The organism is Hyphomicrobium sp. DMF-1 (assembly GCF_027886585.1).
Taxonomy (GTDB): Bacteria; Pseudomonadota; Alphaproteobacteria; order Rhizobiales; family Hyphomicrobiaceae; genus Hyphomicrobium_C; species Hyphomicrobium_C zavarzinii.
On the sequence record NZ_CP115706.1, the window covers coordinates 2,562,373 to 2,585,899 of the forward strand.

General features: G+C 65.9%; 21 protein-coding genes. 11 read left to right on the forward strand and 10 right to left on the reverse strand.

Annotation, left to right across the window (positions count from 1 at the left end; translation table 11 throughout):
* Positions 1-61: 61 nt before the first annotated feature.
* The 4 genes from PE058_RS11640 to PE058_RS11655 are packed head-to-tail and all read right to left on the reverse strand — an operon-like array spanning position 62 to position 7,157.
* Positions 62-2,182 (reverse strand): hypothetical protein, encoded by a 2,121-nt coding sequence (locus PE058_RS11640; RefSeq protein ID WP_020087787.1) that lies wholly within the window; start codon positions 2,180-2,182, stop codon positions 62-64.
* A gap of 60 nt (positions 2,183-2,242) precedes the next feature.
* Positions 2,243-5,158: a DUF4159 domain-containing protein gene (locus PE058_RS11645; RefSeq protein ID WP_271028457.1), complete on the reverse strand. Its 2,916-nt coding sequence runs from the start codon at positions 5,156-5,158 to the stop codon at positions 2,243-2,245.
* Positions 5,155-6,153, reverse strand: a complete 999-nt coding sequence (locus PE058_RS11650; RefSeq protein WP_271028458.1) for a DUF58 domain-containing protein — start codon at positions 6,151-6,153, stop codon at positions 5,155-5,157. The genes PE058_RS11645 and PE058_RS11650 overlap by 4 nt, the downstream gene beginning before the upstream one ends.
* Positions 6,154-6,158: 5 nt before the next feature.
* Positions 6,159-7,157, reverse strand: a complete 999-nt coding sequence (locus tag PE058_RS11655) for an AAA family ATPase (protein ID WP_020087784.1) — start codon at positions 7,155-7,157, stop codon at positions 6,159-6,161.
* 292 nt (positions 7,158-7,449) lie between these two features.
* Between PE058_RS11655 and PE058_RS11660 the strand changes: the two genes are divergently transcribed.
* Positions 7,450-7,992 carry a DUF1285 domain-containing protein gene (locus PE058_RS11660; protein WP_271028459.1) on the forward strand — a complete coding sequence of 181 codons (543 nt, stop codon included), beginning with the start codon at positions 7,450-7,452 and terminating at the stop codon, positions 7,990-7,992.
* A gap of 5 nt (positions 7,993-7,997) precedes the next feature.
* Here PE058_RS11660 and PE058_RS11665 read toward each other — a convergent pair whose 3' ends face one another.
* Complete coding sequence (locus PE058_RS11665; RefSeq protein ID WP_271028460.1) at positions 7,998-8,891, reverse strand: hypothetical protein; 894 nt, start codon at positions 8,889-8,891, stop codon at positions 7,998-8,000.
* A gap of 205 nt (positions 8,892-9,096) precedes the next feature.
* On the opposite strand from PE058_RS11665, the gene PE058_RS11670 reads away from it, so the two are divergent.
* The 7 genes from PE058_RS11670 (at position 9,097) to PE058_RS11700 (ending at position 14,221) form a co-directional block, all read left to right on the forward strand.
* Positions 9,097-9,240, forward strand: coding sequence for an aa3-type cytochrome c oxidase subunit IV (locus PE058_RS11670; protein ID WP_020087781.1), 144 nt, complete (start codon positions 9,097-9,099; stop codon positions 9,238-9,240).
* A gap of 156 nt (positions 9,241-9,396) precedes the next feature.
* Positions 9,397-10,536, forward strand: a complete 1,140-nt coding sequence (locus tag PE058_RS11675; protein ID WP_026868305.1) for a Re/Si-specific NAD(P)(+) transhydrogenase subunit alpha — start codon at positions 9,397-9,399, stop codon at positions 10,534-10,536.
* Between the two features lie 11 nt (positions 10,537-10,547).
* Complete coding sequence (locus PE058_RS11680; RefSeq protein ID WP_020087779.1) at positions 10,548-10,982, forward strand: proton-translocating transhydrogenase family protein; 435 nt, start codon at positions 10,548-10,550, stop codon at positions 10,980-10,982.
* Complete coding sequence (locus tag PE058_RS11685; RefSeq protein ID WP_020087778.1) at positions 10,982-11,584, forward strand: hypothetical protein; 603 nt, start codon at positions 10,982-10,984, stop codon at positions 11,582-11,584. The genes PE058_RS11680 and PE058_RS11685 overlap by 1 nt, the downstream gene beginning before the upstream one ends.
* Before the next feature lie 6 nt (positions 11,585-11,590).
* Positions 11,591-12,994 (forward strand): NAD(P)(+) transhydrogenase (Re/Si-specific) subunit beta, encoded by a 1,404-nt coding sequence (locus tag PE058_RS11690; RefSeq protein WP_020087777.1) that lies wholly within the window; start codon positions 11,591-11,593, stop codon positions 12,992-12,994.
* 50 nt (positions 12,995-13,044) lie between these two features.
* The gene (locus tag PE058_RS11695) at positions 13,045-13,434 is read left to right on the forward strand and encodes a rhodanese-like domain-containing protein (protein WP_271028461.1); all 390 of its coding nucleotides are present in this window, start codon (positions 13,045-13,047) and stop codon (positions 13,432-13,434) included.
* A 259-nt stretch (positions 13,435-13,693) separates the two neighbouring features.
* Positions 13,694-14,221 (forward strand): hypothetical protein, encoded by a 528-nt coding sequence (locus PE058_RS11700; protein WP_271028462.1) that lies wholly within the window; start codon positions 13,694-13,696, stop codon positions 14,219-14,221.
* Positions 14,222-14,229: 8 nt separating this feature from the next.
* Here PE058_RS11700 and PE058_RS11705 read toward each other — a convergent pair whose 3' ends face one another.
* Complete coding sequence (locus tag PE058_RS11705; RefSeq protein WP_020087774.1) at positions 14,230-14,859, reverse strand: LysM peptidoglycan-binding domain-containing protein; 630 nt, start codon at positions 14,857-14,859, stop codon at positions 14,230-14,232.
* 130 nt (positions 14,860-14,989) lie between these two features.
* On the opposite strand from PE058_RS11705, the gene PE058_RS11710 reads away from it, so the two are divergent.
* Positions 14,990-15,820 (forward strand): alpha/beta hydrolase, encoded by an 831-nt coding sequence (locus PE058_RS11710; RefSeq protein ID WP_245257728.1) that lies wholly within the window; start codon positions 14,990-14,992, stop codon positions 15,818-15,820.
* Between the two features lie 16 nt (positions 15,821-15,836).
* Here the strand turns inward: PE058_RS11710 and PE058_RS11715 are convergent, their stop codons facing one another.
* The 4 genes from PE058_RS11715 to purE all read right to left on the reverse strand — a co-directional run bounded on the left by PE058_RS11715 (position 15,837) and on the right by purE (position 19,809).
* Positions 15,837-17,471: a zinc metalloprotease HtpX gene (locus tag PE058_RS11715; protein ID WP_020087772.1), complete on the reverse strand. Its 1,635-nt coding sequence runs from the start codon at positions 17,469-17,471 to the stop codon at positions 15,837-15,839.
* A 235-nt stretch (positions 17,472-17,706) separates the two neighbouring features.
* A complete protein-coding gene (gene rpsU, locus PE058_RS11720) occupies positions 17,707-18,057 on the reverse strand; it encodes a 30S ribosomal protein S21 (protein ID WP_020087771.1) in 351 nt (116 codons plus the stop codon).
* A 160-nt stretch (positions 18,058-18,217) separates the two neighbouring features.
* Positions 18,218-19,300 (reverse strand): 5-(carboxyamino)imidazole ribonucleotide synthase, encoded by a 1,083-nt coding sequence (locus tag PE058_RS11725; RefSeq protein ID WP_271028463.1) that lies wholly within the window; start codon positions 19,298-19,300, stop codon positions 18,218-18,220.
* A gap of 14 nt (positions 19,301-19,314) precedes the next feature.
* Positions 19,315-19,809, reverse strand: coding sequence for a 5-(carboxyamino)imidazole ribonucleotide mutase (gene purE / locus PE058_RS11730; protein WP_020087769.1), 495 nt, complete (start codon positions 19,807-19,809; stop codon positions 19,315-19,317).
* A 276-nt stretch (positions 19,810-20,085) separates the two neighbouring features.
* Between purE and PE058_RS11735 the strand changes: the two genes are divergently transcribed.
* Both PE058_RS11735 and PE058_RS11740 read left to right on the forward strand, forming a co-directional pair.
* On the forward strand, positions 20,086-21,699 hold the full coding sequence (locus tag PE058_RS11735; RefSeq protein WP_271028464.1) for a class I SAM-dependent methyltransferase: 1,614 nt from the start codon (positions 20,086-20,088) through the stop codon (positions 21,697-21,699).
* A gap of 98 nt (positions 21,700-21,797) precedes the next feature.
* The gene (locus PE058_RS11740) at positions 21,798-23,486 is read left to right on the forward strand and encodes a L,D-transpeptidase family protein (protein ID WP_271028465.1); all 1,689 of its coding nucleotides are present in this window, start codon (positions 21,798-21,800) and stop codon (positions 23,484-23,486) included.
* Positions 23,487-23,527 lie beyond the last annotated feature (41 nt).

The following is a 23,527-nucleotide window of genomic DNA, read 5'->3' on the forward strand; positions in this document are numbered from 1 at the left end:
CCAGCACGCAAGTCTACACTCGCTCCGCTCGACGATGCCTCGTGCGATCGCGCTGCGCGGGCTAGCGGCCCTCGCGCCACCAGGCCATAGCCATCAGGGCGAGCAGGGCAGCGAGTGCGAGGAAGCCGGTGAACATCGGCGTCAGCTTCACGCCTTTGGTCACGTAGGCTTCGCGGTCGCGCAGACCCATCCAACCAGAGCCGGCGAGCACGCGTGCACCCGACATCATGGCGACGCGGGGGACGGTGACGTCTGAGCCCGCCGTCGTGCTGTCGGTCCGCGTCCAGTAGATGCCGCCGCCGGTGCCTTCGATCAGCGGCTTCAGCTTGTGGTCGGTGGCGACGACCTCGCTCATCTCGCGCGGGTCCTCGACGCCGGCGTGCGCGACGGCCGTCAGCGTGCCCGACGGGCCTTCGCTCTCGGCTTTGTAGAGGCCGGGCAGCTTCACATCGAGCGTCGATTTCCATACGCCGGGACGCTCGCGCTCGAGCGTGACCTCGGTGCGCTCGCCGCCGGGTGCAGAGAGGGTAACCGGGGCGACCTTGTCCTCCAGCGTGCGCCGCTCGATGGTGAGCTTGAGGCCGCGCGCGGAGGCGATCAGGCGCTCCTCCTCGAGGTCCGGCTCCTTCATCAGCCAGTGCGAGAGGCGGCGCAAGAGATCGGTGTGGGGACCACCGCCTTCATAGCCGCGCGCCCAGAGCCAGGCGTGATCGGACGTGAGGAGCGCGACGCGGCCCTTGCCCTTGCGGTCGAGCACGAGCAGCGGGCGGTCTTCAGCGCCCTCCATGACGACGCGCCCGCGATCGGGGCGAACCTCGGCCTGGCGGAACCAGTGGCCCCAAGTGGCGGGGCGGTCCGGTCCGATGGAGTTCGCGCCGAGAAGGCCCTGGGTGACCGGGTGACGGAATCCCTCCTCGGTAATCTTGGCGCGGAACGGCTCCTCCAGCACGCGCCCCGTGGGGGCAGCCGGCAGGATCGGCGACAGCGGCGTGCGGTAGAGGCTCGTCATGCCGGCATAGTCGTCGCCTGCGGCCACGAGCACGGCGCCGCCGTGGCCTTCCACGTAGCGGGCGATGTTGTCGTAGTAGATGAGCTGCAGGATGCCGCGATGCTCGTAGCGATCGAAGATGATCAGATCGAAATCCTTGATCTTGTCCGAGAACAGCTCCTTCGTCGGGAAGGCGATGAGCGAGAGCTGGTTGATCGGCGTGCCGTCCTGCTTCTCCGGCGGACGCAGAATGGTGAAGTGGACGAGATCGACGGCAGCATCCGACTTGAGAAGGTTGCGCCACGTGCGCTCGCCCGCGTGCGGCTCTCCCGATACGAGGAGCACGCGCAGGTTCTCGCGCACGCCTTCGGCGACAATCACGACGCGATTGTTGGCGGGGGTCAGCTCGCCGGGCGCGGTTTCGAGCTCAACCTCGAGAATGTTGGTGCCCGCGTGCGGGAACGGCATGTCGATGGTGACGGGCTGGTTGATGGCGGCGGTGCGCACCTCGTCGGGGCGTCCTTCGCGGCGCACCTTCAGCGTGACGGGGCCGCCCGCCTGCGGTGATTTTCCGGATTCCCGCACTGCGATCTCGATGTCACGTGACTGGCCGACGAGGCCATAGCGCGGCGCCTTCAGCGTCTCGATACGCCGGTCGAACTCGTTCGGCGTTCCTGTCAGCAGGGCGTGAACCGGCGCATCAAAGCCGAGCGCCGTCGTCTGCTTCGGGACGTCGTGCACCTGTCCATCGGTGATGAAGATCACGCCCGCGATGCGATCCGGCGGGGTGCTCGTGAGGGCCTGGTTCAGGGCCGCGAAAAGCTGCGTGCCCTGGCCGGTGGTTGTGTCCTCCTTGGCGGCGGACACCCATTTCACCTCGAGGTTCTTGATCTTGCCGAGGCGCTGCTCCAGGTCGGTCCGGATGGCGGCGCGCTGCTCGGGGCGTTTGTCGAGAGCCTGACTGGTGCTTTCGTCGACGACGACGAGGGCGATGTTGGCGAGGCTCTCCCGCTCCTCCTCGCGCAGCGTCGGGTTGAGAAGGGCTGCGATCAGGGCCGCGAGCGCGAGGCCGCGCCAGAGGGCGCCGCGGCTCTTGCGGAAGAGCAGGATGGCGACCAGCAGCACGGCTGCGACGGCGGCCGCCCAGATGAGCGGAACCGGCACCAGCGGCGCAAACTCGATCGACCAACTCATGACGTGCTCCTCACGTGCGGCTTGCCTTTCTCTTTGCTCTCGACTGTGTGCGTTGCGAACTCACTGCCCCAGACGCTCGAGCAGAGCGGGGACGTGGACCTGGTCGGCCTTGTAGTTGCCGGTCAGCGCATGCATGACGATGTTGATGCCGGTGCGCAGCGACATCTCGCGCTGGCTCTCGCCGCCGGGAACGACCGGGTAGAGCGGACGCCCGGAGCTGTCGAGCGCCCAGGCAGAGGCGAAATCGTTCGAGGTGATCATGATGGAGGTGACGCCGTCGGCGCGGCGCGCCTTGCGGCTTTCACCGTCGCCCTCATCGCTCGCTTCGACCCAGAGCTGGCCGCCTTCCCAGCGTCCGGGAAACGAGCGCAGCAGGTAGAACGACTTGGTCAGCACGTGATCCTCGGGAACGGGTTCGAGGCGCGGGACGTCGAGGGCGCCAACGAGGCGCTTCAGCGCCATTCCGTTGCGGCCCTCCATCGTCGATCCCGAGGGCATGCCGGTGCCGAAATCGCGTGTGTCGAAAATGATCATGCCGCCTTGCTTCATGTAGGCGTCGATCTTGGCGAGTGTCGGCTGGGGAAGGGGTTTGGCGCCTTCGATGACGGGCCAATAGAGCACGGGGAAAAACGCGATCTCGTCCTTCACGATGTCGACGGCGATTGGCTCGCCGGGCTCAACGGCGGTGCGGACTGCCAGGATGCGTGAGAGACCGGAGAGACCGGCCTTGCTCGTCGCGTCCGCGCCGGGGTCTCCGGTCAGCACGTAGCCGAGGGTGACGTTCTCCGTTGCCTTCTGGGCCGTCGTGCCGCCCGGCATATCGGCGATGTTCTCGGGGCGCGTGGATGGCGAGCCCGCGGGCGTTTGAGCCTTCGCAATGTTAGGCGTGAGGAGCGCGCCCGAAACGAGGGCGACGAGCAGGGCGCCTGCGGCCGTCCGCGCTCGCGGCTTCAGCCAGCTCGCGATCCAGCCGAGCGCGCCGAGAAGGGCGAGCACTGCGATGATGTCCGCGAAAATCAGCGCCAGCGAGCCCGTGAGCAGCGCGGGGGCGAGCGGCGTCGACGGCTGGCTTTCGTAGAGCATGCGCGAGGCTCCGGTCGGGCGGGCAGGAAGCGGAGCGAGCGTCGCCTTGGGACCCAGAACGTTGAGCGCGCGCGGACTTCCTTGTGCCCCATAGTAACCGGGCGGGTGAACAAGACTAGCCTCGACGGTTGCCAGTTTTTCAGCCGGAATGCCTTCGGCGGTGGGCGGCGGCGGGCGCAGGATGCCGAAGCCGTCCAGGGTCTGCACGGGAGCAAAGGCGTCGGGAGAGGCCGCGGCCGTTTCGCTGGTGGCGGCCTTGTCGGCGGCGGTGTCCTCGTTGGCGCCGACCGGAGCCAGGCTGCCGAGGGCTGTGATCCGCCGCAACATGTCGACGAAGAGGCCCGAGATCGGCAGGTTCGACCAGTCGGAATTGGCAGTCACGTGGAAGAGCACGACCTGGCCTGCGCCGAGGGTCGTCGCGGTGACGAGCGGCGTGCCGTCCGCCAGGCGGGCCCAGACCTTGACGGATGGTGTCAACTGAGCCGGGTCGGCGAGCACCTGCCGGCTGACGGTGACGTCCTTCGGAACCGGGATGCCGGTGAACAGGCTCGTGTTGTCGAAGTCGGCGAGGGGCTGCGGGCTCGACCAGGAGAGCGCGCCGCCGAGCGTGCGGCCTCCGACGCGAAGCGCGACCGGCAAGAGATCGTCGCCGCCGCTTTCGAGGCGGGGGCCTGCAAAGCGCACGAGCACGCCGCCTTTCTCGACCCAGGATTTCACACGCTCCTTCACGTCGCCCGACAGCGTTCCGATGTCGGCGAGCATCAGCACGCTCGCCTTCTGTTTCAGCACCGTATCGATGCCCTGGGCGAGGTTGTGATCCTTTGGCCGGATGATCTCGGCGTAGGGCTGCACGGCCTTTTCGAGATAGTAGAGGGGCGCGAGGAGGGGCTGCGACTGCTCCTGGCTTTCGCCCGAGATCATGCCGACGCGCTGCCATTGCGAGCGTCCGTCGAGCAGGCTCACGGCGCCTGCCGAATGCTCGGAGGCGATTTCGAGGCGCGTCACCTGATTGCGCAATTCAAGGGGCAGATCGAACGTCACTTCGGCGGCCGTTGCTCCTGCAGAGAGCGTGAAAGGCGTCTCGCCAAGGCGCTGGCCACGGGCCGAGAACGCATCAATGCGGCCAGCGCGCGAAGATCCGCCGGTCCTCAAAACGGTCGCGATCAGCTTGCCATCCGGTCCGACGCCTGCCGTCAGCCCCAAGGGCTCCTCGCCGCTCGATTCCTCGACCACGGCAAATGTTCCGCCGGAGGCCGCAGTTTCGAGGCCGCTCGCGAAGGCCGCGGCCTCTTCCTTGTGATCGATGCCGTCGGTCAGCCAGAGAATGCTCGGGCCAGCGGCTTTCGTGGTGGCGAGCGTCTCGGTGAGAGCGGCAAGCGTTGCCTTGCGGTCTGGCGCGTAGGGGCGCGGCTGGAGCGCCGCGAGGGTGGCGCGCGCGTCGCTCGGTGCTTCGAGCTTCAGCGTTCTCGACTTCGTCTCGGGGGCTGTCTCGGCCACGATGACGGGCCGGTTCTGGCGCTGGGCGTCGGCGATGACCTGCTCGGCGAGCCCCGTGCGGCGCGTCCAGCCCGAGGCCGCGGCCCAGCCGTTGTCGATGACGAGCACGACGGGGCCGGTGCCGGTCAGGGCGCGGTCGCGCGTGGGGTTCAGCACGGGCTCGGCGAGGGCGAGAATGACAAGGGCGGCTGCGAGGAGGCGGATCAGCAGCAGCCACCAGGGCGTCTTGGCGGGCGTCTTCTCCTCGTTTTCGAGGCCGACGAGAATGCGCGTCGCCGGAAACTCCACCTGCTTCGGGCGGGGCGGAACGGTCTTCAGCAGCCAATAGATCAGCGGCAGCGTGGCGAGGCCCGCCAGCAGCCACGGATTGAGGAATGCCAGGGCGCCGAAGCTCATGGGGCTCCTTCAGTGCCGGGCGCGCCGTGCTCGGCGGCCCCCGGCGTCGGTATCTGCCAGCGGTATCCGGAATCGCGCCCTTCGAGGCGCATGATCAGGGTGAGCAACGGCTCGGTCGCCGGGCGGTCGGTATGATGGACGAGGAACGACCAGCCGAGACGCACGGCAAGCGCCTGCAACTCGTCGCGGTGCGCCTTGAGGCGGGCCTGGTAGCGGGTGCGAAGGCTTTCGGCGCGGTCCGCAATCCAGCTCTCTCCGCCTTCGAGGCCGAGGAACTCGGTGCGTCCTTCGTAAGGCAGGGTCTCCTCGGCGGGATCGAGCACCTGGATCATGTGACCCGTCGCGCCGTTCGCGGCCAGTACCTCGACGCTTTCGCGGATGGTCTCGATTGGATCAAGGAAATCGCTCGCGAGAATGAGCCCCGAGAAGCGGCTCACGCGCGCGTTCGACGGTTTGCCGGAGGCGAGTTGCGGTGCGTCCGAATTCGAGGCGATGGCTTCCGCGATGCGGGTCGCGGCGCGCCGGCTCGAAGTCGGCTGTGTGAGGCCCAGAAGGCCCACGCGTTCGCCACTTCTGACCAGCAGCTCGGCGGCTGCGAGTGTGAGCACGAGGGCGCGATCGCGCTTCGTAACGGATGCGAGATGGCTACGGAAATTCATGGACGGAGACAGGTCCGGCCAGAGCCACAGCGTGTGCGCGGCCTCCCATTCCCGCTCGCGGACATAGAGATGATCGGAGCTGGCGGAGCGGCGCCAGTCGATCAGTTGCGCGGCGTCCTGAGGCTCGTAGGTGCGGAACTGCCAGAAGGTCTCGCCGGGACCGGCGCGGCGGCGGCCGTGGACGCCATGGGCCACGGTCTGCGCGATGCGGTCGGCTTCAAGCAGCAGGTCGGGCAGCCGGTCGGCCACGCCATGGGCGTCGCGCTCCAGGCTGAAAACCTGCGCGTCGTGCTGTTCGGATGACTTTCCGGGGATGCCCCCACGGGGCGCCGCCATCAGCTTTACTCCACCGCCTGGGCCAGGCGTGCGATGAGAGGACCAAGCTCCTCGCCCTCGGCTCGCGCCGCGAACGAGAGCGCCATGCGATGCTTGAGAACCGGCTCGGCCAGCTCGATCACGTCGTCGATCGAGGGGGCCAAGCGTCCGTCGATGAGCGCCTTGGCGCGCACGGCGAGCATCAAGGCCTGGCTGGCGCGGGGGCCGGGTCCCCATGCCACGAAGCGATCCGTGTCGGCATTGGCGCCGGTGCCCGGGCGCGCAGAGCGCACGAGTTTGAGGATCGCCTCCACGACCTTGTCGGGCACGGGGATCTGCCGCACGAGGCGTTGAATGCTCATCAGCTCGCCGGCGTTCAGCACGCTTTCGACGACGCGCTCGTCAGTACCTGTGGTCGCATACAACATACGCCGCTCGGCTGCGAGATCCGGGTAGGTGACGTCGATCTCGAGCAGGAAGCGGTCGAGCTGGGCTTCCGGCAGCGGGTAGGTGCCTTCCTGCTCCAGCGGGTTCTGGGTCGCGAGCACGTGGAACGGCTGGGGCACGTCATGGCGGGTGCCCGCCACCGTTACGTGATGCTCCTGCATGGCCTGTAGAAGGGCCGACTGTGTCTTGGGCGAGGCTCGGTTGATCTCGTCCGCCATCAGAAGCTGGGTGAAGATCGGTCCCTTGATGAAGCGGAACGAGCGGCGCTGGCCAGGGCTCTCCTCCAGCACCTCTGAGCCGATGATGTCGGACGGCATGAGGTCAGGCGTGAACTGGATGCGCTTCGCGTCGAGGCCGAGCACGCGGCCGAGCGTCTCGACGAGAAGGGTCTTGGCGAGACCGGGAACGCCGATGAGAAGCGCGTGTCCGCCAGAGAGGATGGTGATCAGCGTCCGCTCGATCACCACGTCCTGGCCGAAAATCACCGAGCCGGCCGCCTTGTGGGCGCGCTTGATGCGCTCGGCCGCCGCTTCGAGCTTTGGCACAATCGCTTCTTCAGTCTGGATGACGGTGCTCATGGATGGAAAGGGCCCAGCTCTCGTGTTTAAAGGGGCGCCGCCGGGACAAGCCTGACGCGCATCTTAGGGATGTGACCGGCTCGCGGGGCTCCAGGTCAAGTTAATACTCGGTAAGACGCCTCGGGATACTACCTTACCCATTGAAATGCGCGTGAAGCGGATGGCAAACGAAGGGCTGAGGCGGGGTGCGATCGCGGCTTCCCCCATCTTCCTGTTTTGCGGCAGGCGAGCATTTGACTAATGGTCTGACCGAGCCATGATTTTCACGAGTTGAGCGCGAGACGCGGACACGATGGACAGGCTCCAGGATCTTCTCAAGAACGCTGACCAGAACGGCGCCGCGCCGGTCGAGCGCTGGAACCCGCCCTATTGCGGCGACATCGGTCTTGCCATCGCCCGTGACGGGAGCTGGCACTACCAGGGCAGCCGCATTCCCCGCCCGGCGCTGGTGAAGCTCTTTGCACGCGTCCTGCGGCGCGACGAGGATGGGCGCTACTTCCTGGTGACCCCGGTCGAGAAGGTCGACGTGGCGGTGGCAGACGTCCCGTTCATCGCCGTCGAGATGGAGGCCAGCGGGGCGGGGCGCGGGCAGTCTCTGCTGTTCCGCACCAATGTGGATGACGTCGTCAGATGCGGAGCTGACCATCCGCTCCGGTTCGTGGCGGAGGGGCGGGACGGAGGGCTCAAGCCCTATGTCCACGTGCGAGGCCGCCTGGACGCGCTGGTGACGCGGGCGCTGGTGTACGATCTCGTCGATCTCGCGTGCGAAGGTCCCGATGGATCCGGCCTCGGGATCTGGAGCGAGGGGGTCTTCTTTCCGTTGCCGGACGTGTGAGCCTGCTAGGGGGCGGAGGCCGTGGCCCGCTCCTTCGGCGGCGGCGCGGTGGCCGGGTTGGCCTCGTTCGGCGCGTCCTTTTTGGCTTCGGCCTTGGCGGAAGCGGGCGTGGACGCAGCATCGGCTTTCACCGGCGCGGGCTTCTCCGCCTTCGTGGCGGCCTTCGCAGCCTCCGTTTTGGCGGCCGGGGTTTTCACCGCGGGCGCCGCGACCTTGGTCTTGCTGTCCTTCCCATCCTTCTTGTCCGCCGTTTCCGGTTTCGCGTCGGGCCCATAGCGCTTGGCGCACTGGGAGTGCATGAACTTGTTGATCGACTTGATCATCGGGCGGTGGAAGATGCCGATCGAATCCTCGAGCTTGGCGGCGGTCCAGATGGTCGACTTGACGTCGGCCGGGCCGTCGATGCTTTCGAGGTTGATCCAGACCTTGTCGGCCTTTCCACCCTTGAACACCAGCTTCGGCGCGACCTTGGCGGTCAGCGGCTTGACCTGGCCTTCACGCTCGATGACGCAGTTGACCTCGTGGGCGGGGATGAAAACGGTGTGCTTCGGCTTGGTGAGCGCCGCGACGATGTCGGCGCGGCCGAGCTTCAGGTTCACCGAGCAGCGCGCATCGCCGAATCCCCAGGAAACACCCTTGCTTTCGCCGCCCTCTAGGGAGGATTTCGCCCAGGTCTTCTGAACGTCACACTTGAGGTCGTCGCCCTTGGCGCTCTTGTCGAGAATCATCGTGCAGAGACGCTTTTCGCAGGCCTTGAGCGCGGGCATCTCGCCGGGTGGCTCTTCGAGCGCGAAGGCCGGCAGAGCCAGTGCCGCGAGCGCGGCCAGGGCGGCAGCGAGTCGACCAAATCGGGTGTATGTTCCGTCGAAAAACGGTCCGGCGGTCAGACGTTTGGGCATCAGAGGCTCCTGCAGCCCACTCCGTCTTTGGTCGACGTTTGGAGGGGCTTGCCGGTACTGACACCTGATTTGGCCCAGATTTAGGCCCTTCCCGCGGCAGTTCCGGGGTTTGATCTTCCGCACGTAGAACGCGCGGCGGGCTTGATGCGCGGGGTGGCTTGGGTTACCAAGCGAATATAACCAATGCACATCCCGGGAGGTTTTTATGGGGGTCAATACAGCGGGCGGTCATCCGGCAATGGACTACGCTGAGCACAACCGCACGTATGCAAACTTCATCGGCTGGACCAAGTTCGCGATCGTGTTCCTTGTCCTGCTGCTTGCCGGCATGGCGTTCTTCCTCGTCTAATCCAAGACTTCACGAGCGTGTCCGGGTGTCGGATGGCGCGCTGACTGGCGATTTTTCGCACGGCTCGCTGTTGTGGACGCCTGGCACGCTGTGCTTGCCGGGGATGGCCCCGGGGCCGGCATGGCCGGTCTCATCGACGTGTCTACGGATGGTCCGATGGTTACGATTGCTGTGACGGCCGAAGGGCCGGATGAGCCGCGCGTCGCGGTCTCGCCCGAGACGGTGAAAAAGCTCGCGGCGCTTGGCGCAAAGGTTCGCGTCCAGAGCGGCGCGGGGCTTCGCTCCCGTTTCTCCGACGAGGTGCTCAAGGCGCAAGGCGCGGAGATCGCCGGCACGGCTGCGGAGACGCTGGCCGGGGCCGACATCCTGCTCAAGGTGCGCCGTCCCTCGGTGGACGAGGTCAAGCAGCTCAAGCCGGGTGCCATCGTGGCGGCGATCCTGGACCCCTACGACAAGGCCGGTATCGAGCCGCTGGCGGGGACGGGCGCGAGCCTCTTCTCCATGGAGTTCATGCCGCGCATCAGCCGTGCCCAGTCGATGGACGTGCTGTCAAGCCAGGCCAACCTTGCCGGCTACAAGGCGGTGGTGGATGCCGCTTCGCAGTTCGGACAGGCACTGCCGATGATGATGACCGCTGCCGGCACCGTTCCGGCGGCCAAGGCCTTCATCATGGGCGTCGGCGTCGCGGGTCTGCAGGCAATCGCGACGGCGCGACGTCTCGGCGCGGTGGTGTCGGCGACGGACGTGCGCCCAGCCACGAAGGAGCAGGTGCAGTCGCTCGGCGCGAAGTTCATCGCGGTCGAGGATGACGAGTTCAAGCAGGCGCAGACGGCTGCCGGTTACGCCAAGCCGATGTCGCCGGAGTATCAAGCCAAGCAGGCCGAGCTGGTGGCCAGCCACATCAAGACCCAGGACATCGTCATCACGACCGCGCTCATTCCCGGCCGTCCGGCGCCGCGTCTCATCACGCGCGCCATGGTCGAGAGCATGAAGCCCGGCTCGGTGATCGTGGATCTCGCCGCCGAGCGCGGCGGCAACTGCGAGGCGACGGTGCCGGGGCAGACGGTGGAAGTCTCGGGCGTGAAGATCGTCGGGCCCATCAATCTCGCGGGCACGGTGCCGGTCAACGCGTCGAACCTCTACGCGAAGAACCTCTATACGTTCCTCGAGCTCTTCTTCGACAAGAAGGAGAAGGTGCTCAAGGTCAACTGGGACGACGAGATCCTGAAGGGGACGCTGGTCGCCAAGGACGGCAAGATCGTGCATCCCAGCCTCGCTCCGCAACCGGCCGCCTGAGGGTCCTGCTCATGAAAAAGGCATCGCTTTTCCTTTCTCCGCTCGCCGCGGGATTGGGCGCGGCTCTCGCGCTCGCTCTCTCCGGTCAGGCGGCTTTCGCGTCCGGTGACGGCATCGGCGGCGCGGTCGATCCCTCGATCTATCGCCTCATGGTGTTCGTGATGGCGATCTTCGTCGGCTATTACGTGGTGTGGAGCGTCACGCCCGCGCTGCACACGCCGCTGATGAGCGTCACCAATGCGATCAGCTCCGTAATCGTGGTCGGCGCACTGCTCGCGGTCGGCGTCGAGCTCGTCGCTGAAGGCACGACGCTCGCTCGCATCTTCGGGTTCCTCGCCCTGGTGATGGCCTCGATCAACATCTTCGGCGGCTTCCTTGTCACCAGCCGCATGCTCGCGATGTACAAGAAGAAGGACAGCGCCGGCGGCAAGGGTGGACGTCACTGATGCTCCGTCGCCTGGGAGAAACGCTTCGGCTTCCGGCCGTGCCGGCTCGGCGCTTCTTGCGCCGTCCGGGAGCGTTGACACTTGCGTTTCTCCTGCTCGCCGGATCGTACGGCATCGCCGCCGCCCGCAGCCTCAGCGGCGACGAAGTCGGCTCGCTGAAGGCGACGGTTCAACGGTTCGATGCTGCCATGCGCGGGAGCGACTATGGCGTGGTGGTGGACACCATTCCGCCCCGCGTTCTCTCGCACATCGCGGAGCAGGCGGGCCTCGAGAGAGACAAGCTTCGCACGCTCGTTATCGGGATGACGAAGCAGGCGCTCGAGACCGTGAAGCTCGTCTCGTTCGGCATGGATACGTCCAAGCTGGAGGAGAAGCAGCTTGCCGACGGAACGCCGTTTGCGTTGATCCCGACTATCACCGTGATGGATGCCGGAAACGGCAATATCTCGGTGAACTCCCACACGCTGGCGCTGATGGACGGGGGAGCCTGGTATCTGCTCCGGGTCAGCGAAGTGCAGCAGATCGAAATTCTGAGGAAGGTCTATCCCGAGTTCGCCGGAGTGGTGTTTCCCACCGGCTCGGTTGAAGCCATGAAGGACTAATTCGTCATGACCGCCAATGCCGCTGCGTTCCTCTACCTCGTCGCCGGTGTGCTGTTCATCCTGGCGCTACGCGGCCTTTCTCATCCGGAGACGAGCCGCAAAGGCAATCTCTACGGCATGATCGGCATGACGATCGCCGTGCTGACGACGCTCGCGGTGTCGAGCCCGCAGAACGTGCTGACGTGGCTGCTGATCTTCGCTGGCCTCGGCCTCGGCGCGGGGATCGGTGCCGTCATCGCCAAGAAAATCCCGATGACCCAGATGCCGGAGCTGGTGGCCGCGTTCCACTCGCTCGTCGGTCTCGCGGCGGTGTTCGTCGCGGCGGCGGCGCTCTATGCACCCGAGGCTTTCGGCATCGGCCATCCGGGCTCCATCGCGCCCGCAAGCCTCGTTGAAATGGGACTCGGCCTCGCTATCGGCGCCATCACGTTCACGGGTTCGGTGATCGCGTTCGCGAAGCTCTCGGGCCGCATGTCGGGCGCGCCGATCATCCTGCCCATGCGCCATGTGGTGAACCTCGGCCTGTTCCTTGCGCTCGCCGTGCTCATCTACAAGTTCTGCATTTCGGGTGGCGATGCGACGCTGTTCTGGGCGATCACTGCCATCGCGCTGGTGTTCGGCGTGCTGATCATCATCCCGATCGGCGGCGCGGACATGCCGGTCGTGGTGTCGATGCTCAACTCCTACTCGGGCTGGGCGGCTGCCGGTATCGGCTTCACGCTGGGCAACATCGCCCTCATCATCACGGGCGCGCTGGTCGGCTCGTCGGGTGCCATCCTTTCCTACATCATGTGCAAGGGCATGAACCGCAGCTTCATCTCGGTGATCGCGGGCGGTTTCGGCGGCGAGACGGCGGCGGCCGGCGGCGGCGGCGAGCAGAAGCCGGTGAAGCTCGGATCTGCCGAGGACGCGGCCTACATCCTCAAGAACGCCTCCAAGGTCATCATCGTGCCCGGCTACGGCATGGCCGTCGCCCAAGCTCAGCACGCGCTGCGCGAAATGGCCGACAATCTGAAGAAGGCCGGCGTCGAGGTGAAGTACGCGATCCATCCCGTGGCTGGCCGTATGCCGGGACACATGAACGTGCTGCTCGCGGAAGCGAACGTGCCTTATGACGAGGTGTTCGAGCTCGAGGACATCAATTCCGAGTTCTCGCAGGCCGATGCGGTCTACGTCATCGGCGCCAACGACGTCGTGAACCCCGCGGCCGAGGACGACAAGTCCTCGCCAATCTACGGCATGCCCGTGCTGCAGGTGTGGAAGGCTGCGACCGTGTTCTTCAATAAGCGCTCGCTCGCGTCGGGCTATGCCGGCATCGACAATCCCGTATTCTATCGCGACAACACCGTGATGGTGCTCGGCGACGCGAAGAAGATGACGGAAGAGATTGCCAAGGCCCTTGGCCACTAATCCGATGATCGCGGCCGCGCGCTCGTGCGGCCGCCGCTGGTGATCTACGCATGAAGGTCGGCTACCGACAGCTCCTCGACGCGGCGAACGCCGAGATCACGACGCTCGGTGCCGCCGAGGTGCGTGACCTCGCCGATCGGGGCGAGATCCAGCTCGTCGACTTGCGGGACCGCCGCGAGCTCGAGCGCGAGGGGCGTATTCCCGGTGCGTTCCATTGCCCGCGTGGAATGCTGGAATTCTGGATCGATCCCGAGAGCCCGTATCACAAGCCGGTCTTCGCGGAGCCGCGCCGTTTCGTATTCTACTGCGCGAGCGGATGGCGCTCGGCCCTCGCGACCAAGGCCGCGCAGGACATGGGGCTCGATCCCGTGGCGCATCTCGGCGGCGGGTTCACCGCATGGCGCGAGGCCGGGTTTCCGGTCGAGCCGGTTTCGAAATAGCAAGCGCCACGCCGAGAACGGCGACGCGATTCTCAGGGCCTCACACCCCTACAGCCATCGCACACGCGCCATCGCACGGGCCTCCGCCGGCTGATGATCTGGTGCGTTCTTTCGATTTGACCTTGACCGCCAGCGGCTTGAGGTGCGGCTGCGCACAGTGCCCGCCGGTGCGTCAAACTTATCCCCTTGCGGGAGAGATCGGGAAGACTCTAGCCTTCGTTCAACAGTCGAGCACTGTACGCATCCTAGGGGTCGCGGAATGAGGGTATCGGCACTCTTGCTCGTTCTTGCACTGCTGGCCATCGGCGGCCGCCCTGCGGTTGCCGAAGGGCTGGAGGTTCAGCCCATCATCGGCGGCAACCCGATGCGCTGCTATGACTATCGGGGCGCCCTCGTCCGCACGCTGCAGACGACGCAACTGGGCGACGTGGGCCGCGCCTCCATCATCCAGCGTATGCCGATCATCTCGCTCGATACGGAGCGGATGGCGAAGCTGCCTGCCAAATTGCAGATCTTCTTCTTCATGCACGAATGCGCCCATCACGTGCTGGGGCATGTCATCCAGCCGACTTTGCAGAGCGAGCGCGATGCGGATTGCTGGGCCTCCAACTATGGGCGTTGGGCGGGGCTCTTCACGCGCAAGGACGTGGAGGACTTCGCGCCCTTCTTCGCGAAGAGCAACGGTTCGAAGTTCGGCCATCTGGCCGGACCGGAGCGGCAGGCGTACATCCTGATGTGTTTCGATACGCCTGCGAGCGAGCCCGCGATTTACGCCCATAGCCGGTAGCGCCAACCTCAGCGGTAGCGCGTGGGGATCACGAGGCGCTGGCCGATGGCGATGCGTTCGCTGGGCAGCCGGTTGGCGGCCACGAGATCTCCGACCGGTACATTGTAGCGGCGCGAGAGACCGTAAAGCGTATCGCCCTCGCGCACCTCGACGATGTTCGGGCTATGCGTCGGCTGCTGCGGGGGAACCGGAGCCGAGGCTTGGGGTTGAGGTTGCGTCCATTGGGTGCGTGGCGTCTGCTGCCAGCGAAGGCCGGGGTCGCCGGAAGGACCAAGGCTTCCCGTCTGGACGGGGGACGAAGCGTAACCGGGCTGGCCGCCGTAGTAAGGGGCCGCAGCCACCTGACGCGGCGTGGGCTGGCCGGGATCGACGTATTGGCGCGGAGCTTGGGCGTAGGGGCGGCCGTAGGTGCCGTTCGAGTAGGCGCTGCCGTTGCCGTAGTTTGAATAGGAGCCGGGCGACGATCCGTCCGGATAGGAGCGCGGCTGCTCGCGCACCATGCCTTGCTCGGGGCGCTGAGAGAGGCTTGCGGAGGTGAAGGATTCCTGGGTGCCGCCGGAGCTGCAACCGGCGAGAGTGGCCGACAGGCCGGAGAGAACCAGCGCGCTGGCGCCGATTGAGCGGGGACGGGAACGCATGACCAATTACTCCGCAAACGCATACAACCTCAAGAAGCGCAGCTTTTGGTTAATGGAGCCTTAAGGATCGCGGCGCCGGCCGTGATATGGTCGCGTCGAAGGTAAGCGTTGCGGAGATCTGAGATTGAGGGTGATCCTCGGGGCAGCAGCGGGAGTGGTGATGGCGATGGGTTTGTTGGCGGCGATCGTTCCCACGCTTCAGCGCAAGCTCATGTACTTTCCGGATACGACGTACTTCACGCCGGAGCGCGCAGGGCTCAAGGGCGTATCCGAGGAGGTGCTGAAAACGCCGGACGGGGCACGCGTGCTCGCGTGGTACGGACCGGCGAAGCCCGGACAGCCTACGCTTCTCTATTTCCACGGCAACGCTGGCTCACTCGAGACGCGCACCGAACGGATTCGCAAGTACACGGCTCGTGGCGTCGGCATCTTCATGATGACGTACCGCGGTTTCGGCGGCAGCACGGGGCATCCGTCCGAAGCCGCGAACGTGGCGGATGCGATGCTTGCTTATGACCGTCTCGTCGCGAAGGGCGTCGCGGCGCGTGACATCATCGTCTACGGGGAATCGCTTGGCACGAGCGTGGCAGTGCAGGTGGCCGCGGTGAAGCCCGTCGCGGGCATCGTGCTCGATGCGCCCTACACATCGATGGTGGATCTCGCCGCGCTCCATCATCCTTTCATCCCGGGCCGCTGGTTCATGACGGACCGCTACGAGACCTACCGGCACATCGCGAGCGTGACGGCGCCGCTGCTGATCATCCATGGCGAGGCCGACGACATCGTGCCGGTGGAAATGGGCCGCAAGATCTACGCGCTCGCGCCGGGCGAGAAGACGCTCAAGACGTTTCGCGGCGCGGGTCACGCGGACCACTACCTCTTCGGCTCCTACGAGGCCATCCACGCCTGGATCGACGCCTTGCGAAGCAACGAGGCCCTGCGCCGCAGTAAATCGGGGTAGGCCGGAACCGCCGCCGTCACGGTGTGGCGCTGGCGAACGTCACGAGCCCGATCACGGCGAGGATTGCGTAGACCAGCAGCGGCACGATTATCCCCGCGAGGTAGGGGTATGCCTTGAGCCGTCCCGCCGTCGTGTTCAGCTCGCTCAGGATGACGTAACCGCCCATGCTGCGGCGGAACCATCCCGTTGCTTCGCCCTTGGCCCCGATATGCGGCTTCACGCGCTTCCAGCCGGTCCACAGATCGCCGAGCGGCCCCCAGAGCGAGCGGAAATCGACGCTCGTGCGGCCCGTGCGATCGGCGAATATGGTGTCCTCTCCGATCACGGAGCCTGCGTTGGCGCGGCCGATGACCTCTCCTTCGAGACGCACCGGGCGGCCCACGATGGGTGAGGCGGCCACGTCCCCCATCAGCTCGACAACGGTCTGGTTCGCCGGTGCCGAGAATGGATAGGTGATGGGGATGAGCAATGCCCATGCGAGGATGGCGGCGGGAACCGCCAGCACGGCGATCATCGGGATGCCGGTCGCAAGGCCCGCTCCGACGCCGACGACGAGTGTCGCGAGGGGAAGCAGCGGCAGCATCAGCTCGCGCAGGAATTTCCGCCACAAGGCGGGCTTGTCGACATTGGCGCGCCGCGCGGCTCCTTCGATGTCGATCTCCTGGAAACTCTGCTGCTTGGCCTTGGCGATGGCTGCAAGCGCGTTGATGCGCTTTCCCGTGAGCGGGTGCGTGGAGCTCAGCTCGATGAGCTTCGCCCAGGGATTGTAGATGTCGAACAGCATCGCATTGGCCGTGGCCTCGGGATGCAGCTTGGAGGCTTCCACGACGAGGCCCAGATGGCTCGCGCCCTTGAAGTCCACGACGCCCATGTGGCGCGTGGAAGCGAGAAGCTCGCGGGTCTGGTCGGTGTCGGCCGCTTCCGCGATTCCGTATGCGATTTTTACGAGAGCGTTGGCGAGGTGGCGGGCTTCCACGCGATCGGCGGCGAAGCTGTCGGCGAGGTATTCGCGCGTGCGGCTGAGGTAGAGCAGGATGTAGGTGCCGAGCACGTACATCACGTAGGCGGCGAAGCCGACGATGGCGAGATTGTTCTTGCTCTTGGAGCTTCCGGACGACCGGGTCTGGCGCGTGAGGCTCGAGTAGATGACGTAGAGCATCTGCACGAGCGTGCCGGCGACTGTCATGACGAGGAAGTCGCGGTTGACGATGTGGCCCAGCTCGTGGGCGACGACGGCGCGCGTTTCCTCCTCGTTCAGGAACTCGAAGATGCCGTCGGTCAGCACGATGCGCGCGCCGGGCCGGAACAGGCCGTAGGTGAAGGCCGTGGGGTTGCGATCGGGGATGATGCCGACGGACGGCGCTTTGAAGCGGTACTCTCGCGCAACGTCATGAATGATGCCGTGGACGTGCGGGTAGCGCGATTTCAGCGTGGCGTCGTCGATGAACTCGACCTTGTTCACCCACCGCAGCATCCAGTCCGTGATCCAGGGGCTGATGAAGAAGATGACGGCGTTGATGATGAGAACCAGGACAAGGGCAAAGCCCACGTCCAGACTGCCGGCTGCGACGAGGGCGGCGATCACCACGCCTGCCACCATCGCGGTGAGGAGTGAAAGGGTCACGAGGGAAGCGAAATAAAGCTTGGCCATCTGTGCGCGCTCACTCCTGCTGGAATAGCGTTTCAACGAGAAGCGATGCTCGCGCTGTCGCCCTCATCTCGTGCGTAGAACCTGTTCTGACGATAGTCTGGCTCCGTATACGGAGCCAGAGTGATTACCCCGCAAAAGCTCCGGCGCGGATCGGCGATCCACCAAAAAAACAACCGCCGGCAGACCTGCCAGCGGTTGCGAAATTCCAATCGAGTGGGCTCGGAGGCCGCTCGGATCAGCGAGCGCCGAAACCGCCGCCGCCGCCAGCACCAGCGCCGCCGCCAAAGCCGCTGCCGCCACCGGGGCCACGACCGCCGCCGGGGCCACCACGGCCAGCGCCCTTGGCGCCAGGGCCGCCGCGCGTTGCTGCGGGCTTGCCGGGGAGGAGACCTTCGCGCTGCAGCTTCTTACGAGCCAGCTTGCGGGCGCGGCGGACGGCCTCAGCCTTCTCGCGGGCCTTCTTCTCGGAGGGCTTCTCGAAATAGTTCCGGAGCTTCATCTCGCGGAAAATACCCTCGCGCTGCATCTTCTTCTTGAGCGCCTTAAGGGCCTGATCGACATTGTTGTCGCGAACGAGAACCTGCAAAGGTGACCTCTGTGATTGAATCTTCTCAGAAAATAACACAACTCAAAGCCCCGGCGGGCGGCCCCCGGCGCTTCGAGCGGAATTGGTTTGGCTGGCTTCTATCAAACGCCGTAGCGCTTGTCCACGGGCTCTTCTTAACGTTTTCGTCCTTTTTCGCTGATTATGACCGGGGCTTCACCCGGTTAACATGGCCCATTTTGCGGCCTGGACGCGCTTCGGGCTTCCCGTAGAGGTGGAGGGCGGCGCCGGGCTCGGCCGCAAGGGCCTGCCAGGCGTGCACGTCCTCGCCGATCAGATTCGTCATCGTGACGTCCGAATGCCGGCCGGTTGGGCCGAGCGGCCAGCCTGCAACGGCCCGGATGTGGTTCTCGAACTGGCTGACCAGGCAGGCGTCCATGGTCCAGTGCCCGGAATTGTGAACGCGGGGCGCGATCTCGTTGACCACGAGCGGCTCGGCCGCGTCGGGGCCTAGGTAAAACATTTCGACGCCGAGAACGCCCACGTAGCCGAGGGCGGTCGCGATGGCGGCGGCCATCTCTTTGGCGCGGGCGGCGTGGGTCTCGGAGATCGGGGAGGGCACCGTCGAGGTATCGAGGATGCCGTTCTTGTGGGTGTTGAGCGGCAAGTCGTAGAAGCGCACCTCGCCCGAGATGCTGCGGACGACGAGCACCGAGACCTCGTAGGCGAACGGCACGAGCCCTTCGAGCACGCACGGGGCCCGCTTCAGGCTTTCGAAGGCAGGCTTAAGCTCGGACGCGCTCTTGATGCGGACCTGGCCCTTGCCGTCGTAGCCGAGGCGGCAGGTTTTCAGGATGCCGGTCTCGCCGATGGCGTGAATGGCGGCTTCGAGCGACGCGTCGCTGTCGACCGGCGCGAAGGGGGCCACGGGAATGCCGACGCCGCGGATGAAGGTCTTTTCCTCAAGACGATCCTGGGCAACGGCCAGTGCCTTGGGGCCGGGACGAACAGGCGTCACCGCCTCGGCGGCCGCTGCTGCTTCGAGCGGCACGTTCTCGAACTCGTAGGTGACGACATCGACGCTTTCCGCAAAGGCGCGGATTTTCGCGGTGTTCTCGTAGGCGCCGACGGTCGAAGCCGCGGCGACGTCGAACGCGGGGCCCGGCACATCCGAATAGATGTGGCACTTGAGGCCGAGGGGTGCGGCGGCGAGGGACAGCATGCGGCCGAGCTGGCCGCCGCCGAGAATGCCGATGGTGGATCCGGGAGGGAGGGCCGTCGTCATGCGTTCCGTCTTCGTCATTCGTTTTTGGGGTCTTCGGAGACGCTCGCGGTCTGGCGTGCGCGGTATTCGGCGATGCGAGCGGCGAGCTCCTTGTCGGAGAGCGCCAGGATCTGCGCCGCGAGGAGCCCGGCGTTGGTGGCTCCGGCTTCCCCGATGGCGAGCGTGCCGACGGGAATGCCGCCCGGCATCTGAACGATCGAGTAGAGGCTGTCGAGACCGGAGAGCGCCTTGCTCTGGATCGGAACGCCGAGGACGGGAAGGGCGGTCATTGAAGCGGTCATGCCGGGCAGATGGGCGGCACCCCCGGCGCCGGCGATGATGACCTTGAGACCGCGCTCGGCGGCGGATTTGGCGTAGGAGACCAGGCGATCCGGCGTGCGGTGGGCAGAGACGATCTTGGCCTCGTAGGCGACGCCCAGCTCGTCCAGGACGGCGGCGGCCTTCTTCATGGTCGGCCAGTCGGACTGGCTGCCCATGATGATCCCCACATCGGCGCGGTGTTTGGTCATTGGCCCGTCACTTCCGAATCGAGGCACTTCCGAATCGAGGCCCGGCGGCGGATGCCCTTCGGGAAAACGGGCCATTTAGAGGACCCCGCGTCCGGTTGCAAGGCGGAAGCGGCGGTATGGTGGGTAAAACCGGGGCGTCTTGGGTTAACGGCAGTGGGCAAGGGGCGACCCTGACGGAGCGGCGCTTTTCTCGGGCAGGCTCGAATCGCCTACTGTTCCGCCGCCTGCGCTTTCGGCTCAGGCGGCGTGCCGCGTCGGCTTTTGGGCCCTTCCCTCATGACAACGAGCGCACCTTCCTGGACCGCCGGCTATGTGTCCGAGCTGGACTATACGCACGGATACTACCGCGAGATGAGCCCGCTCAATCTCGAGCTGGCCATGCTTTCGCGGCTGCAGGCGCACAGCGTGAAGCGGCCGCTGCGCTATCTGGAGCTGGGCTTCGGGCAGGGGCTTTCGCTCAACATCCACGCGGCCGCCTGCGAGGGCGAGTTCTGGGGCACAGACTTCAACCCTACCCAGGCCGCGAACGCGCGGGAGCTCGCGGCGGCTTCGGGCGCCGATCTCAAGGTATTCGATCTCTCCTTTGCCGAGCTTCGCGACCGCGCGGATCTGCCGGAGTTCGACATCATCGTGCTGCACGGCATCTGGAGCTGGATCTCGGACGAGAACCGGCGGGTGATCGTCGATCTTGCGCGCAACCGGCTCGCGGTCGGCGGGCTATTTTACATGAGCTACAACACGACGCCCGGCTGGTCTCCGGCGATGCCGTTGCGCCATCTCATGTCGCTGCATCTCAATCTGGCGACGGGTGAAGCGACGGGTCTCGGCTCGCGCATCGACGCGGCCGTCGATTTCGCCGAGCAGGTCGTGGATTCGAACGCGCTCTATTTCCGCGCCAATCCGGCCGTTGCGGAACGGCTCAAGGGCATCAAGGGGCATAACCGTAACTATCTCGCGCACGAGTTCTTCAACGCGGATTGGCATCCGATGCCGTTCTCGGAGGCTGCGGACCTGCTCGCGCAGGCCAAGCTCTCGTTCGCGGCCTCGTCCAATCTCGTTTCTCACATCGACACGTTGCATCTCACGCCCCAGCAGCAACAGCTTCTTGCGTCGATCGCGCATCCGGTGCTGCGCGAGTCCGTGCGCGACTATTGCGAGAACCAGCAGTTCCGCCGTGACGTGTTCGTCAAAGGTCCGCGCGGGCTTTCGCCACAGCGTCAGCTCGAGATCCTCCAGAGCCATCGCTTCGTGCTGCAGGTGAGCGAAGGGGACGTCGCGCTCAAGCTGAATGGCCCTGCCGGGGAGGCGCACCTCCAGGCCGAGGTCTACCGGCCCATGCTGGCCGTGCTCGCGGAGCGCGGTCATGCGCCGAAGAGCGCTGCGGAGATGCTCGCTCATCCGCTGATGAAGAAGGTGACGCCCGCTCAGCTCGCCCAGGCCCTGTTCGTGCTCACCGGGCTCGGCAACGTGAGCGCCGCGCAGGACGAGGTTCAGGTGGCAGCCGTGCGCACACGAACGCAGGCGCTGAACCGCCACTTGGTCGACAAGGCTGTATTCTCGAATGAAATCGGCTTCCTGGCGAGCCCGGTGACTGGCGCGGGCGTTCCGGTCGGGCGCATTCAGCAGCTTTTCCTGCGCGCGATCCGGAGGGGGCGGACCACGCCGCAGGAGTGGGCGCTCGATATCTGGCCGCTGATGGAAGCGCAGAACCAGCGGCTGATGCGGGATGGGAAGCCGATCGCGTCGGCGGCGGAGAATATCGCCGAGCTCGCCAGCATGGGTCAGGATTTCGCCCAGAAGCGGTTGCCTATTCTCGATGCGCTTGGCGTCATCGAGAGGGCAGGCTCCGCCTCCACGGTTTCGCCGGATCTGAGCATTGCGGCGGCGTGAGCACACCCGGCGGGTAACCGGCGGCGGCAAAAGCCTCCGGCCGTGACGCCGGGGACGATGACGATCTAGGTTTTGCAGGAACACATCGGAGACGCGTGATGGGCCGCTTGATTCTTTTGGCGATTGCCTCGCTCCTGATGGCCGGGGCCTCGAGTGCGGCGCTGGCCGAGACCGCATCGCCTGCTGCCACAGCGGCCACTTCCGCGCCAGCCGCGCGGGCGCTGTCACCCGAGGCGGACGCCGCCTCTCAAGAGGCGGCCGGCGCAACCGACGAGGGGGGCGCCGCAGCGGCGGATGCGAAACCCGAGACGGCCGCGGCGCCGGAAGCCAAGCCTGCTGCAGCGGAGCCCACGACCCCTGCGGCCGTTGCGCTCAAGGCACGGCTCGACGCCATTCCCGGCGATGGAGCCGACGAGGAGAACAAGGAGCGCGCGGCGCTGATCGCCTTCTACGGCGCGCGCGCCTTTGCGCCGCTGTGGGTGAACGCCCAGGGCTTCAACAGCGACGCCAACGGCGTCATCGAGGCGTTCTCGACGGCCGGGTCATGGGGGCTCGCGCCGGAGGATTTTCCGGCGCCGAAGATCGCGGGCGGTGAACTGTCTCCCGAGGCCCAGGCCGCCGCCGAGGCTGAGCTTTCGCTCACGGTTCTCAAGTATGCGCGCTATGCGCGCGGCGGGCGGATCATGCGTCCTGCCGAGCAGCTCAACTCGAATCTAGACCGCAAGCCGCAGCTTCTCGACCCGGCGAAGGTGCTCGACGGGCTCGCGGCGGCTTCCGACAAGGCGGCTTATCTCGTCGGTACGCATCCGCAGCACGCGCAGTTCCAGCGCTTGCGCGAGAAGTATGTCGAGGCGCTCGCCAAGAACGGGGGCAAGCCGAATGCGGGTGCCAAGAAGATCCTCGCCAACATGGAGATGTGGCGCTGGATGCACGACGATCTCGGCGATCTCTATCTTCTGGCGAACGTGCCGACCTACATGATCAGCGTCGTCAAGGACGGTGCTGTCGTGCACACGGAGCGGATCGTCGTCGGTGAGATCGGCAAGCAGACATCAATCTTCACCCGGCCGTTGAAGAGCGTGACGTTCCGGCCCATGTGGCGCGTGCCGGAGAGCATCAAGGTCAACGAGCTGTGGCCGAGCCTGCTGCGCGGCGGCGGGCTGATGCGCCAGTACGGTCTCGAAGTCGAGACCAAGGACGGACGGCGCCTCGATTATCGCACCATGGATTGGCGCACGCTCGATATTCGCGACTATGAGGTGGTACAGCCCGCGGGGCGCAAGAGCGTGATGGGTGTCATCAAGTTCTCGTTCCCGAGCCAGCACACGATCTTCATGCACGACACGCCCGACAAGTGGATGTTCAATTCGCAACAGCGCACGTTGAGCCACGGCTGCCTCCGGCTGCGCAATCCGCTCTCCGTCGCCGAGATCCTCCTCAAGGAGGACAAGGGCTGGGACGCCGACAAGGTGCAAGACCTCGCCCGGAACGGGCCGATGAACAACGAGGTGGCGATGGACAAGCGTGTCCGTATGCACATTGCCTATTTCACGGCCTGGGTGGACGAGGACGGCAAGCTCAAGACCTATTCGGACATCTACGGCCACGAGAAGCGCGTGACGCAGGCACTCGACGGCAAGTGGCAGCAGATCGCCAAGGGCCGCGATCATCTCGCGCCCGTCGTGCCGGACAAGGCGCATCTGGAGGACAAGCCGCAGAAGCAGGCGGCGAGCGGAGGGAAGTCAGCGAACGACGACTTCCTGGGCTCGTTCTTCGGCGGGTTCTAAGACCGCGCAGAGCGGTGCACGACACCGCTCTGCCGCTTCTC